Origin of the sequence: Streptomyces sp. 147326 (assembly GCF_045000215.1) — a bacterium.
In the GTDB taxonomy this organism is placed as follows: domain Bacteria; phylum Actinomycetota; class Actinomycetes; order Streptomycetales; family Streptomycetaceae; genus Streptomyces.
In genome coordinates this window covers 8,652,565-8,666,002 of sequence record NZ_CP134201.1, presented here as the reverse complement: position 1 = coordinate 8,666,002, position 13,438 = coordinate 8,652,565, and the positions used below count along the sequence as shown (strand labels likewise).

General features: G+C 72.2%; 12 protein-coding genes. 7 read left to right on the top strand and 5 right to left on the bottom strand.

The window, feature by feature from the left end:
- Positions 1 to 14: 14 nt before the first annotated feature.
- Together RIU97_RS40270 and RIU97_RS40265 are read right to left on the bottom strand one after the other, a co-directional pair.
- Positions 15 to 620, bottom strand: a complete 606-nt coding sequence (locus tag RIU97_RS40270; RefSeq protein ID WP_404962460.1) for a hypothetical protein — start codon at positions 618 to 620, stop codon at positions 15 to 17.
- Between the two features lie 196 nt (positions 621 to 816).
- Positions 817 to 1,047, bottom strand: coding sequence for a hypothetical protein (locus tag RIU97_RS40265; RefSeq protein WP_404962459.1), 231 nt, complete (start codon positions 1,045 to 1,047; stop codon positions 817 to 819).
- On the opposite strand from RIU97_RS40265, the gene RIU97_RS40260 reads away from it, so the two are divergent.
- From RIU97_RS40260 to RIU97_RS40250, 3 genes are all read left to right on the top strand, one after another.
- Positions 1,046 to 1,594 (top strand): NUDIX domain-containing protein, encoded by a 549-nt coding sequence (locus tag RIU97_RS40260; RefSeq protein ID WP_404962458.1) that lies wholly within the window; start codon positions 1,046 to 1,048, stop codon positions 1,592 to 1,594. The genes RIU97_RS40265 and RIU97_RS40260 overlap by 2 nt on opposite strands.
- Before the next feature lie 525 nt (positions 1,595 to 2,119).
- Complete coding sequence (locus RIU97_RS40255; protein WP_404962457.1) at positions 2,120 to 2,785, top strand: hypothetical protein; 666 nt, start codon at positions 2,120 to 2,122, stop codon at positions 2,783 to 2,785.
- A gap of 314 nt (positions 2,786 to 3,099) precedes the next feature.
- Complete coding sequence (locus RIU97_RS40250; protein ID WP_404962456.1) at positions 3,100 to 4,527, top strand: amidohydrolase family protein; 1,428 nt, start codon at positions 3,100 to 3,102, stop codon at positions 4,525 to 4,527.
- Between the two features lie 32 nt (positions 4,528 to 4,559).
- On the opposite strand, the gene RIU97_RS40245 is transcribed toward RIU97_RS40250, so the two are convergent.
- Positions 4,560 to 4,931, bottom strand: coding sequence for a MerR family transcriptional regulator (locus RIU97_RS40245; RefSeq protein ID WP_404963104.1), 372 nt, complete (start codon positions 4,929 to 4,931; stop codon positions 4,560 to 4,562).
- A gap of 26 nt (positions 4,932 to 4,957) precedes the next feature.
- Positions 4,958 to 5,716 (bottom strand): SDR family NAD(P)-dependent oxidoreductase, encoded by a 759-nt coding sequence (locus RIU97_RS40240; protein ID WP_404962455.1) that lies wholly within the window; start codon positions 5,714 to 5,716, stop codon positions 4,958 to 4,960.
- 126 nt (positions 5,717 to 5,842) lie between these two features.
- Here RIU97_RS40240 and RIU97_RS40235 point away from each other — a divergent pair, with 126 nt between their 5' ends.
- Entirely contained in the window at positions 5,843 to 9,118 is a 3,276-nt protein-coding gene (locus tag RIU97_RS40235; protein ID WP_404962454.1) for a DEAD/DEAH box helicase, read from the top strand.
- Between the two features lie 36 nt (positions 9,119 to 9,154).
- On the opposite strand, the gene RIU97_RS40230 is transcribed toward RIU97_RS40235, so the two are convergent.
- On the bottom strand, positions 9,155 to 9,475 hold the full coding sequence (locus RIU97_RS40230; RefSeq protein WP_404962453.1) for a hypothetical protein: 321 nt from the start codon (positions 9,473 to 9,475) through the stop codon (positions 9,155 to 9,157).
- A 165-nt stretch (positions 9,476 to 9,640) separates the two neighbouring features.
- Between RIU97_RS40230 and RIU97_RS40225 the strand changes: the two genes are divergently transcribed.
- The 3 genes from RIU97_RS40225 to RIU97_RS40215 all read left to right on the top strand — a co-directional run bounded on the left by RIU97_RS40225 (position 9,641) and on the right by RIU97_RS40215 (position 13,334).
- Complete coding sequence (locus RIU97_RS40225; RefSeq protein ID WP_404962452.1) at positions 9,641 to 10,627, top strand: hypothetical protein; 987 nt, start codon at positions 9,641 to 9,643, stop codon at positions 10,625 to 10,627.
- 419 nt (positions 10,628 to 11,046) lie between these two features.
- Positions 11,047 to 12,204, top strand: a complete 1,158-nt coding sequence (locus RIU97_RS40220) for a hypothetical protein (RefSeq protein ID WP_404962451.1) — start codon at positions 11,047 to 11,049, stop codon at positions 12,202 to 12,204.
- A 101-nt stretch (positions 12,205 to 12,305) separates the two neighbouring features.
- On the top strand, positions 12,306 to 13,334 hold the full coding sequence (locus RIU97_RS40215; protein ID WP_404962450.1) for a S66 peptidase family protein: 1,029 nt from the start codon (positions 12,306 to 12,308) through the stop codon (positions 13,332 to 13,334).
- Positions 13,335 to 13,438 lie beyond the last annotated feature (104 nt).

Sequence of the window (13,438 nt, the reverse complement as noted above, 5' to 3'; positions counted from 1 at the left end):
GGCTCCCCCACCCTTCAGTACGGGCCTCCGCGGAAGTACCGGCTGCCGTGGTGGCGCGGGCGGTCGCCACGTTCATGGGCGGCATCGGAACGGTCGGCGGGAGCCGAGAGTTGGGCGAGGGCCCTGAGGGTCGCCAAGCCGGCCAACACCTCGGGACGCCGCTCCGCGGACTTCATCCAGGCCGGCAGGCGGGCGAACATCGCCCTCGTCGGTGAGGCGTGACGCTCGCGCAGCTGGGCGCCCACGTAGGCGGCGAGGGCGTCAATGTGCTCCTCGTCGTACGCCCACAGAACGCGTCCCGCGCAGCGCGTCTGAAGCCAGAGCGGCCGCCGGAAGAAGGGGTCCTCGGTACCTCCGGGCACCGCACCGACCAGACCTCCGCCCCGTTCCTCGGCCGTCCAGTCGGCGACCGCGCCGCAGCCCGCGCAGGCGAGGCGGCGGGGCCGGAAGAGCAGGTCGCTGAAGTACTCCGGCGCCGGGAGACCGGGCAGGGGCACGACGAGTGCGCGTCCCCCGCACTTCGGGCAGACCACGAGCATCCGGCCGGTGAACCGGACGAGCCACGTGCCGTGGTCGTGGTGGCGGATCGGTGTGGGGTGCGGCGCGTGCTCGGAGCTCATGAGATCCACTCTGCCAGGAGCGCTGCGACCGGTCGAACTCATGAAATCGGGACAGCTCATGAGCGCGGATGCTCGCGCCACGACGTCGCGTGCCGGCAGCGCCGTGATCGAACGCGAAGCGTCGCCGCGGCCTGTGGTGGTGGCTGACGCAGAAGGTGTCGAGATCCATGGTGATGATCCGCGGCTGGAAGTCGGCCTAGGGTTCGGTCGCCCGCGTGACGGCCGGCAACTCGCTCTGCGGGGTCCAGCCGGCGTGATCGAACGCCCATCTCCCGTCCGTGACGTAGACATGGCCCGGATCCCTCGCTTCGCGCGGCCAGAGACCGATGGGTCGGAAGCCGGCCTCCGGATGGGCATCCATGAACGCGTACGCGAGGTTGTGGCAGGCTCCGGCGGCGAAGAACCCCGCCGCGATACTGGCAGTCATGACGAGCACCCCTGCCACACCCGTCACGCCCGCCCCCTTCTCGCGGATCAAGATCCGGACCGGGGCACTGGTGTTCTGCGGTCACGACGTCGCACTCATCCGGCGCGACCGCGCCGATTCCACCCACTACACCCCGCCCGGCGGCAACGTCGAAGACGGAGAAGACCTGCGCGAGGCCCTCCGCCGCGAACTCGCCGAAGAACTCGACCTGGACATCGACCGAGCCGAGGGCGGGGAACTCCTGTGGGTCGTCGACCAGCGCGTCACCCGTCCCGGGCCCACCCCGCCACCGCGCAAGCTCCACCTGATCCACCGATTCCACATCACCCCCGAGCTCCGCGACGCTCTCGCCGAGCAGGAACTGGACGAACTGCCCGACGGCAGTCACGAAGTCGGCGTGATCGAGTGGGTCGACTACCGCAAGACGGCCGAGCTGCCGATCTTCCCGCCCATCGGCCCCGCCCTCGCCGCCCTCACCGACCCCCGCGCAACGATCACCGACGCCGCCCTGGACGCCGTCACCGACGAGACTTACACCTGGGTGTGAGCCCGCCGAACCCGACACCCTCTGCGCGTGACGCAACGCCCGGCCGGTCGTTGAACCGGACGGTCAAGCGAAGTGCACAGCGAGGCCCCGGGACCCGCGTCCCGGGGCCTCGTACCTCCGGCACTCCGGCACTCGGCTCGCGCACTCCGGCCTCCGCTCGCGCAGTCCGGCCGGGACCACCCTCGAGCCGGATGGCCTCCGCCGCCCACCGGCCGCTCGCGCCCGGCCGATCCGTCCAGACCGCGGCCTTGCCCGACGCGCTGATACGGTGACGGTGTCCGGTTGATCTCGGACCTGACCCGCAGACAGGGACGCGCTCCGCAAGGGCGGTCCGCCGGTTCGCCCGGCCCGCAACCTTCCGCGTGGCGGCCGCCTGTGCCGCGCCCCGAGCCGAACCTGGCAGGCCCAGCGGCCGGCCGGGAACCGCCACGGCGCCCCCGCTCCGGTCTGCACGGCCCCGCCAGGCCAGGCCCCCGGCGCGGCGGCCGACCACCACCACGACCACCATTGCCGAAGGAACAGCGCATGACCGACCAGACGCCCCCCACCACCCCGGACGCCGCCGCAGACCCGCTGCGCAACGTCTACCTGCGGCTGGCCGCCGCCGAGTCCATACCGCCCGAGGCAGCCCACCAGTTCGGCTACCTGCGGCCCGTCGCCACCGACCTGCTGGAGGGCATCGCGTACGACACCCCGGACAGCGTCCGCCTGCTGGACGACCAGGACGTCGCCCGCGTGGACCGCGACGTGCTGTACACGGCCGCGCGCGCCAACCTGCTCGCCGAACCGGTGGGTTACGACACGATCGAGCGGCCCGGCGGCGCCGTCCTCCACATCATCGGCGGCGACTCCGTCTACGCCGCCAGCAAGGCGCTCGTCTTCGAGGAGGCGGTCCGCGCCGCGGGTGGCCCCGAACTTCCCGCCGAGGGAGTCCTGCTGACGGTCCCGAACCGCCACAACCTCGTCTTCTATCCGCTCGCCGACCGCCACGTGGGCGAGGCCGTCAACGACCTCGCCCAGTTCGGCCTCGGCGCCTACGAGGACGGCCCCGGACGTCTCTCGCCGCGGGTGTTCTGGTGGCGGGCGGGCACCCTGACCACGATCACCGTCTTCGACGACGAGACCAAGACGATGAGCATCGCCCCGCCGCCCGAGCTCATGGACATGATGCGCCGCCTCGCCGGCTCCTGAGCCTACGGTTGTCCGGCCAGTGATCACTGATGTGCTGCGGGACCGGATCGAGCCGCTGGTGCCGGCCGATCCGGCCCGTGGGCGCAGTGCGGCGGCACCCTTGCCCGGGACGCCCGGTGGGGGTGCCTCCGCTTCCAGGACCGCCAGCGGCGACATGGCGGACACATGACCAGAATGGAAAATGTTTTCCGCTGACGCCTATCGAAAGGCCGTTCGCTGGGCATGCTGCGTGTAATCTCCCGCCCCTGCTCGACGCCCGCCACGGCGTCGCCCGGGCGGGCCTTCCGTTCTGAGTCCTCGGGAGGTAACACGCCATGCAGTCAGCCCCCACCCCGCCGTCGGCTCCCAGCCGACGCGCTCTCCTCACCGGCCTCGGTCTGGCCGCCGCCGCCCCGCTCGCCCTCGGCGTCACCTCCCGTGCCGTACCCCTCAACCCTCCCGAGCAGTCAGCGCAGGTCGGCCGGACGGTCCTGCTCCGCGGGGCCTCCCTGGTGCTCACCATGGACCCGGCCGTCGGCAGTGGCCCCCTGGGTGCCATCGAGAACGCCGACGTCCTGATGCAGAACGGCACCATCGCCGCCGTAGGCACGGCTCTCCAGGCGCCGCGCGGTGCCTGGGTGGTGGACGCCTCGGGCAAGCTGGCCATGCCGGGGTTCGTCGACACCCACACCCACCTCTGGCAGGCGGTGATCCGCGGCGGGTGTACCGACCGCGACCTGTTCGGCTGGTTCCAGGGGTGTACCGACCCCCAGCGCGGTCGGCTCACGTCTGCGGCCCTCCACAGCTTCGTGCGACTCGCCGCCCTCGACGCCGTCCAGTCGGGCGTGACCACCCTGGTGGACTGGGTGGACATCTTCTCGTACGACCTCGTCGAGAGCTACGTACGGGCCCTGGCCGGCACCGGGGTGCGGTTCACCTACGCGATGTTCCCGCCCAAGCCCGACGCGGTGCTGGTCACTAAGGTGAAGAAGGAGCTCGTCGACCCGGTGGCGCTCGGTTCCTTCCAGGTCGCCACGCATGCGGCCCGCGCCGTCCAGGACCTCAACCGCGCGCACTGGGAAGCGGCGCAGGACATGGGAGTCATGCTCAACTCCCATGTCCTGGAACGCCCCGAGCAGCGCCCCGACGACCCCATCGGAGTCCTCGCCGACATCGGCGCCCTCGGCCCGCGGCTCCTGATCAACCACGCGATCCACCTGACCGACGCCGAGATCGCCGCCGTCGCCGAACACGACGTACGGGCGGCCCACTGCCCGCTGAGCAACATGCGGTTGGCCTCCGGCATCATGCGACTGTCCGAGTTCAGACGGCGGGGGGTCAAGGTCGGGCTCGGCCTGGACGGCGGAACCAACGACAGCTCGGACTTCCACGCGCTGATGAAGACGGCCATCGGCCTGCAACGCGCCCGCGCCACGGACGCCGGGGTCTTCCCGCAGGTGCACGACGTCCTGCGGATGGCCACCCTGGGCGGCGCCGAGGCCCTCGGCATCGCCGACCGGGTGGGCTCGCTGACCCCCGGCAAGCGGGCCGACCTCGTCGTCATCGACCCGGCCGCCCTGAACTTCGCACCGCGCTTCGACTGGGTCGGCCAGATCGTCTTCAACGGGCGCCCCGAGAACATCGACGCCGTGTTCGTCGAAGGCCGGGCACTGAAGCTCGGCGGCCGACTGGTCGAGGTCGACACGGACCGCGTCGTACGGGAGGCGGAGGCGGCCGCCACCCGCCTCCGCGCGACCGCATAGGCCGCTCCCGCGGGTTCCGGGTCAGGTACTGGTCAGAGCGCCGGGCGGGCCCGGTCGCCGGCCCTGTCCCGGAGTGCGGTTTCCAGTCGGTCGCGGGCCCGGATCTGGGCGGCGATGCGTTCGTTGAGGACCGCCAGCCGTTCCCGTGCGACCCGTAGGCCCTTGTCGGAGGGTGGTGCGGCGGCCACATCGCCGTCCAGGCACGGCAGGAACACGCGTACGTCGTCCAGGGTGAGCCCGACCGCCAGCAAGGAACGGATGTTGCGGACCCGCACCGCCGCCGTGTCGTCGTAGACGCGGTAACCGTTGAAGGCCCGTTCGGAGGAGATCAGCCCGGCCTGCTCGTAGTGCCGCAGCGCACGGGCGGTCGTGCCCGTCGTCCTGGCCAGCTCACCGATCCGCACCCGCCCCACCTCCGGGACCACTTCTATCACGCGACAACTGCCCCGCCGTCGACCGGGAGTACCACTCCGGTGACGAAGGACGCCGCTGGTGAGGCCAGCTGGGTGATCGCCCAGGCGACCTCCTCGGGGCGGCCGATCCGGGCCAGCGGGGTGTGCGCCAGCTGCCACTCCCGTACCGCGGCCATCCGCTCCGGTGTCAGGCCCTGGTGCTCGCCGATGGGGGTGTCGACGGCGCCGGGTGCGACCGCCACCACCCGGACGCCGCGGGGTGCCAGCTCGACCGCCCAGCTGCGGGTGAGGAGTTCCAGGGCGGTCTTGGTCGCGGCGTAGACCGAGCTGCCGGGCCAGGCCCGCTGCCCCACCGACGTACTGACGTTGACGATCACCCCGCCCCACGTCTCCAGGGCCGGCAGGGCGGCCTGGGCCAGCAGGACGGGGGCGACGAGGTTCGTGGCGAGCTGAGCCTCGATCATGTCCGGCGTCAGGGTGCCGAGGGCGCCGCCGCGCACGATGCCCGCGTTGTTGACGAGCACGTCCAGTCGGCCGTGTGTCTCCAGCACCTGCTGGATGATCCGGTCGGGCCCGCCCTCGGCGGTGATGTCGGCGGCCAGCGGCCTCACCCGGTCGTACCCGGCGGCAGTCTCCTCGAGCGGTTCGGTCCGCCGCCCGATCGCGACCACATGGGCGCCCTCGGCGGCGAAGGCGCGGGCGGTGGCCCGACCGATTCCTGTGCCGGCTCCCGTGACGAGGACGACCCTGCCGCTCTGCGATGCGATGCTGTTCATGCCGCTCAGCGTGCAACCCTGCCGCCAACGGCAAGGTCAACAGCCGGACATCGCAACGGCCTGACCTGCCCGCCCGGGCGCCATAAGGTGCCTCGTAGTGATGATCACCGAGGACGGGGAGTGGGCGTGGGTGGAGCGGGGGGCGAGCGCCGGCGGCGGAGCGGGATCGTCGGGTACTGGCGGGCGGTCGAGTTGTTCAGTCCGCAGAAGGTACCGGCCTTATCCGTCCGGGAGCGCGTGTACGCGGCGGAGCCGGACGGCCCCATGCCCTGGGAGGCCGGACACCCGGTGCGTTCTGTCCCGCCGGAGGCGGGGTACGGATGGCAGCACGTCGTCTACGGCGGGGTCTTCGCCCTCGGCGCCGTACGCGACACCCTGCTCCACGTCTTCGGTGAGAGCGGCGAGGACCACGACGGCCGGATGGACGGCGAGAGCGCGCTGTTCGCCCTGACCGTCACCGACGAGGGCCGGCTGCTGCTGGACTCCCCCGTCTTCTCCTCGTGCGCCTGGGCCACGGGCCGCGCGGTGGCGCCCGGCCCCGGCAGCCGTGGCTGGCTCGACGGGTTCGAGGCGGAGGCCGGCGCGTGGGGCAGCCGGGCCGCCTCGCTCGGCGGGCCCGCCGCTGCCACGCCGTCGTCCCCCGTGGAGCGTCAGGGCGACGGGAAGGAGGAATCCCCCGTCGGCCAGGGCCTGGTCACGGCCGCGCGTCTCCTGGAGTTCATGGAGGAGCTGGCCGAGGCCTGGGGCGTCTCCGTGGCACTGAACCCCGCCGGGGTGCGCGTCCGCAGCATCCCCGTACGGCTCGATCACGCGGGCGACGCCGACCAGCAGGACTTCCTCAACAGCTTCATCGCCGCCGATCTCGACCGGGTGGCCGGCGCGCTCGCCCGGAGCGATCCCGGCCCGGGGCTCGCCTCCTACCTCACTCCCGGCGCGGCGTTCGACAAGACCCGTCGTGTCGACCTGCGCCTGGACCCCGCGGCCGCGCTCGCCGGCGTGGCCCCCACCCGTACCCCCGCGGGCCGCTGGCCGGCGGAAGACTCGCACCCGCTCGCGCTGAGCCAGCAGTTCGCCGTCAACGCCGTCCACACCGAGCTCGCCCCCACGGCCGGGATCTTCGCCGTCAACGGCCCGCCCGGCACCGGCAAGACGACCATGCTGCGCGACTGCTTCGCCGCGACCGTCGTCGAGCGGGCCCGTCGTCTGGCCGCCCTGCGCCTGCCGTCCGAGGCCTTCGCCAAGCAGGCCCCGTACGTGTGGAAGAGCGGCGACTACACCCGTACGGTCACCCCGCTGCGGCCCGAGTTCACGGGCTTCGAGATGGTCGTCGCCTCCGCCAACAACGGCGCGGTGGAGAACATCTCCACCGAGATCCCCGCCCGCGAGGCGCTCGGCGAGCAGTGGCGGGAGGAGGCCGACTACTTCGCCGAGCAGGCCACCCGTCTCCTCAAGGGTGAACCGGCGTGGGGCGCCGTGGCGGCGCGCCTGGGGAGCAAGAGGAACCGTCTGGAGTTCGTCAACCGCTTCTGGCACGGCAAGTTCCGCCAGAGCGACGCGGGCGCCCCTCCCCCGCCGCCCGTGCCGCCGCAGGCCGACGGCGGGCGCCGCCGGACGCGCAACGCGTGGCTCGACAGCGGCAGCGGGCTCTCCCACCTGCTGCGGCAGTGGCGCGACACCCCGCAGACGGGTGTGTGGCGCGAGGCGAAGCTGCGGTTCGAGGCGGCCTTGGCCGAGGTCGGGCGGCTGCGCGACGAGCGGGCCGGCGCCGCCGCGGCGTACACGGATCAGACAGCGGCGTACGAGGCCTTGCTGCGGGCTCAGTTGGCCGTGGTGCAGCACACGGCGCAGCTGGCTCGCGTACGGGAGGCGCTCCCGCCGGCCGAGGCGGCGCTGGCGCGGGCGCAGCAGGACCTGGCGGAGGCCGAGCGTGTGCATCAGGCGCATCTGGCCCGGCGGCCCGGCTTCACGGTGAGCCTGTTCACGCTGGGTCGGGCCGCGCGCGGCTGGCACGCGGACGAGGCCGATGCCGCCGGCCTGGTCGCCGCCGCGCGTGGGGTACGGGATACGGCGCAGGCGCACGTGGACGGCGTACGGGCAACCGTGGGCGCGGTGTCGGCAGGCCTGCGCGCCCAGGAGGAGGCGCAGGACACGGCGCGTGCCCGGGCCGAGCGCACGGAGAGGACACTGGCGGCGGCGCGGGGCCGCTGGGAAGGGTTCGTGCCCGAGGACTCGTGGCTCACCGACGACTCGGCGCGCGAGCTGGCGGCGCCCTGGTCAGATCCGGAGATCACGAAGGCCCGTACGGAGGTGTTCCTCGCGGCCCTCGGCCTCCACGAGGCCTTCCTGCGGTGCACGGCCCGCACGATGTACGCCAACCTCATGGCCGGTATGGACGCCGTCGCGGGGGCCGTGCCCGAGACCGTGCCCGAGGCGCACCTGCGGGCGGCATGGCAGAGCCTCTTCGTGGTGGTCCCGGTCGTGTCGACGACGTTCGCCTCACTGGACCGGGTCTTCGGGCGGCTGGGGCCGGAGGCGCTCGGCTGGCTGTTCGTCGACGAAGCCGGGCAGGCGACTCCGCAGATGGCGGTCGGCGGCATGTGGCGGACGCGGCGCACGGTCGTGGTCGGCGATCCGCTGCAGCTGGAGCCGGTCGTGGTGCTCCCGTGGACGGCCCAGCGTGCCCTGCGCGACGATTTCGGCGCCGCGGAGGAGTGGGCGCCGGGGCGCACGTCGGTGCAGCAGCTCGCCGACCGGTCCAACCGCTACGGAACCCTGCTGCCCGCCGAGCTCCCGGACGGCGGCCACGAGGTGTGGGTGGGCTCGCCGCTGCGGGTGCACCGGCGGTGCGACGACCCGATGTTCTCCATCAGCAACGCGGTCGCCTACGACGGCCTGATGGTCCAGGGGACGGCGGAACGTGAGCCGTACGTCTACCGGCCGGCGAGCAGCTGGGTGAACGTGACCGGGGCGGAGGCGGACGGGCACTGGATCCCGGAGGAGGGGCGGGCCCTGAAGCGCGTGCTGGAGCGGCTGCGCGACGAGGGCGGCGTGGACCTGGGCCGGGACGTGTTCGTGATCAGCCCGTTCCGGCAGGTCGTGGCCGGTGCGAAACGGGTGTGCCGGGACCTGATGCCGGCCGAGCGGGTCGGTACGGTGCACACGACCCAGGGCAAGGAGGCGGACGTGGTCATCCTGGTCCTGGGCACGGACCCGGGCCGCGCGGGCGCCCGTGCCTGGGCGGCGTCCCGGCCGAACCTCCTCAACGTCGCGGTCAGCCGCGCCAAGCGGCGCCTCTTCGTGATCGGGAACCTCGACGCGTGGCGCGACCAGCGCTTCTTCAGCACCCTGGCGGAGGCCCTCCCGGCACACACCTGGCATCCGTCCCCGGGCCGGCGGCCATAGGGGACGGCGTGCCCGCAGGGGCGATCTCCGCGAGCGTCACAGTGCAGGAGCGAGGACGGTCAGGCGCAGGACCGCGGCAAGGGCCGGCAGCGCCGGCAGGGTGAACCACCACCTGTGCAGCCACTCGGCCTTCACGAACACCCAGGTGAGGAGCGCCGTGATGAAGGCCAGGGCCAGGGCCAGGCCGGCCGCGATACCGGAGTGGGCGGCGGTCTCACTGTCCCAGGGGCCGGCCGGCTCCGCCGCATAGGCGAGCAGGAGGAGGTAGGCGGTCGCCAGGTTGCCCGGAACCAGAAGGACGGCGCACAGGACAGCGCCGATCCGATGAGGGGCGTGGGCGTGTTCGAGGCGTCGCATGGCGCCATGCTGTCGAACGGCTTTCGATCGAGCAACGCGGTATTCAGCGTGCCGCATACCGCGAGCGCAACGGGCCCCGGCCGGTGGGCCGGTGCTGTCAGTGGCAGCTGGCAGGATCGCTCGTAGTCGAGGCTGCTTCGTGGAGGTTGCTGCGTGAACGGGTGGATGAGCGACCCTGCGTACCAGGCGGTGGAGCAGGCGTTCACCGACGGCGATCCGCTCGATCAGGCGGGAGGTCGGCTCGACGTGCGCGCGGTGGTGGCGCTCACTCCGGAGGCCAGGGACCGTTTCATGATCGAGCAGGTGCCCTGGGGGCGCTTCCCGGAGGGCGTACGGGTCCAGGAGGCCATGGAGCGGCTGCGCTCGGACGACGCCGGGGCTGTCAGTGCCGCCCTCGACCTGCTGGGAGGCCTGTGCGCCAACGACATGCGCGCGGCGGCGGTGCCGGCCGTGCCCTTCCTCGTGCGGATCGGAGCCGACCCGCACGCTCACCACCGCATCGGCGCCCTGGCCGTGGCGGCCGCGCTCGCGCGTTGGTGGCACCACGGCGTGTGCACGCGTGCCGACCTGCTGCGTTTGCGCTACAGCGGGGACGAATGGGGCTTCGAGGTCACCGGATACCCGGGAAACTGGTCGGTGCAGGCCGCCCGCGACGCGATCGTCACGGACGCGGACCTCCTCCTGCCTCTGCTCGACGATGCGGACCCAGGCGTGCGCATCGCCACCGCCTACGCCCTGGCTGCCGCGTCCGGCCGCGCCCGGGACATCCGTACCGCGTTCCGCACCCGGCTGCTTGCCGAGCGGGATCCGGCCGTACGCGCCGGCCTGGTGCTGGCGGCCGCGCAGCTGGCCCTGGCGCACCGGGACACGGACGCGCCGGGGTGGATCCGGGCGCACTGGTCGGATCCCGGGCGGCCTCCCGAGGTGCGGGTGAGCGCCGCACTGGGCTGGATGTGCCTCACGGACCTGCCGGTCCCCGACGACCTGCGCGCCCTGCTGGACGATCTCGCCACCGAGGAGACAGCCCGCCTCATGGCGCCGCTGCCGTGGATGCGTGCCGTGGAGGACACCGCGGGCAACGGCCTGCAACGCTGCCTCCGCACCATGCTGGACCCCGGCGCGCCGGACACCGAAGAGGACCCGTGGTCCTGAAGTCGCCCGTCCGCAGCGTTCCTTGAAATCAGATCGGGCCGGAAGGGGCGGCCCCGGCGGCGCCGGTAGCCACAGAACCGCAGATCCGGACACCTCGCGCGATCGGCCGTGCCGACGGCCACGGCACCGCGCAAGCTGATCTTGGCCCCGAAGATCAAGGAGCGGTACCCCCGTGGACGGCGGGCAGCCCGGGAACGCACCCGCCGACGTCCGGTCAAATGCCTGGTCAGCGGCCTCTGTCCGGTTCTCACCCGGTGGCGAGTTCGGCCCGATGCTGATGCGCCGCAGGATTGCGGTTCATGCAGAAGGGGACGGCTGAGATCGTCGCCGTCCACACCGGAGAACACCGGGTTTTCCAGCCGGAAGTACTCGACTACCAGAACCAGAAGCAGCCCCTCTAGGGGTCGGGAGGGAAACCCATGTCCTTCAAGAACATCTTCGACAACGGCGGAGACGAAGCCGGTTCAGCCGACAAGTCCGCTCAGGCGCCGGGCGAGGACGCTCCGGGAGCCGGTGACGTCTCGGAGGCCGTGCGAAAGCTGGAGAGCGAACGCGACCCGTGGCTCGTGCGCCAGACCGCGCACGGGGCGTTCGACGTCATGGGTTTCCTGGGCCCGCTCTTCCAGAACGCCCAGGGCGTCGCCGCCGCACAGCGGCAGGTCTCCGAAGACCCCGGTTCGGCGTCCGGCATGGCCTCGGCGACCACGAAGGCGTTCGGACCGCCGAAGGTGAGCATCAGCGCCGAAGACATGCCGAAGCTCGAAGACCTGTCGAAGCTCATCGCCACCAGGAGGAACCACACCCTCATCACGACGGGTCTGGGGACGTCCGAAGGCCTGGCGGCCGACCCCTCGCTGAACACGGCGTACGTCGCCGACCGGGACGGCCGGAGGCTGTCCGCGGTGAAACTCGACACCGGCGCCCAGCGCGTGGCCGCGAGCGGCCTGGGCGACATCGGCGAAGTGCAGGTGGACGGCCAGGGCATGGCCTACTCCACCGACTACGGCGGTGGGCGTCTGCTGGCGGTGGACCTGGCCGGCGGCTCCTCCCGCAAGGTCGCCGACGTGGTGGGCGCGTACGGCGTCGCGCTCGACGCGGCGGGCAAGGCCTACGTCGCCAGCTGGCACGACGGGCTGCTGGTCGCCGTCGACCTGCCGGGCGGACAGAAGCGCACGATCGTCACCGGCCTGGGCCAGGGCATCGGCGGGGTGGCTCTGGACGGGCGGGGCAAGGCGTACATCGGCCGCAAGGACGGCGGCGGCCAGCTGTACGAGGTCGACCTGGCCGCCCGTACGCACCGCGTCGTGACGACCCTTCCCGGGGCGAGCACCATCCGCGTGGCCCTTGACGGCGCCGGCCGGGCGTACACCATCGACCACCTGAACGGGCGCCTGTACGAGATCACTCTCGCGGACGGCGCCCAGCGCGTGGTGGCCACCGGCCTGGGGGCGTGCGAGGGCCTCGCGCTCGACACCGTCAACGGCTGGATCTACGTCAGCAACCGTGAGGGCCAGCTGTGGCAGATCAACCAGCGCGCCACCCAGGCCCTCGGCGGCGTGGGCAAGGTCGTGCCGTAGCGCTGGACGCAGTGAGAGTCCGGCTCGTGGAGGCATTTGCTCGTTCGCGGCGTGCCGAAACCGGTTAGGGACCGTCGGCACCTCGTGCCAGAATCCGGCGCATGTCAGTTCGATATCCACACCCCCTGCGTCCCGGTGACCTCGTCGGCATCACGTCACCTTCGAGCGGAGTCACGAAGGAGCTGCGCGAGCGCCTCAACGTGGCGATCCGCGATGTCGAGGCCCGGGGATACGGCGTAGAAGTCGGCACCTGCATGGACGGCACCGGTCACGTCAGTGCCCCCGCGGCCGGCCGGGCCGCCGAACTGACGGCGATGCTGACGGATCCCCGCATCAGGGCCGTGGTGCCGCCCTGGGGCGGGGAGACCGCGATCGACCTGCTGCCGCTGCTCGACTGGGACCGGCTGCGTGACGCCGAGCCGACCTGGCTCGTCGGATTCTCCGACATGTCGACCATCATCACGCCGCTCACCCTCCTCACAGGAACGGCGACCGTCCACGGCAACAACCTCATGGACACGCCCTACCGGGTGCCCGAGGGGCTGTTGTCGTGGCTCGACATCGCCGCGGCCCCGCAGGGGCACCGGTTCACGCAGACCCCGCCCAACCGCCACCGCACCGCCGGCTGGGACGACTACCGGGCCCAACCCGAGGTACGCGAACTCAGGCTCGACGCGCCGGGCAGGTGGACCAGGCTCGATGGCGACGGAGACGTCGAGGTCGAAGGGCGCCTGATCGGGGGCTGCATCGAGACGCTCTGCAACCTCACGGGAACGCCCTACCTCGACACTTCCGCCTTCGCCCGAGCCGAGTCCCCGGAAGGGCTCCTCGTCTATGTCGAAGCGGCCGGCGACGACGCCTTCACCATTTGCAGGAACCTGCACGGGATGCGGCTGGCCGGCTTCTTCGACGCGGCGAACGCGATCCTCGTCGGCAGGACCTCGGCACCTGACACCGAGTCACTCACACAGCACCAAGCCGTTCTCGACGCACTCGGCCCCTTGAACGTCCCCGTCATCGCCGACGTCGAGTGCGGGCACGTTCCGCCGTACCTCCCGCTCGTCAACGGAGCACACGGCCGACTCGTCCACACCTCAACCCGCAGCGAACTGACGCAGACCCTGAGCTGACGCGCCATGCCGGGTCGCTGACCTGCACCTTCACAACCGGCGCCACGCGCGGCACCACCAATGGCGCGCATGGTGCCATAAATGGCTCGTCGTGGCGCCATTCA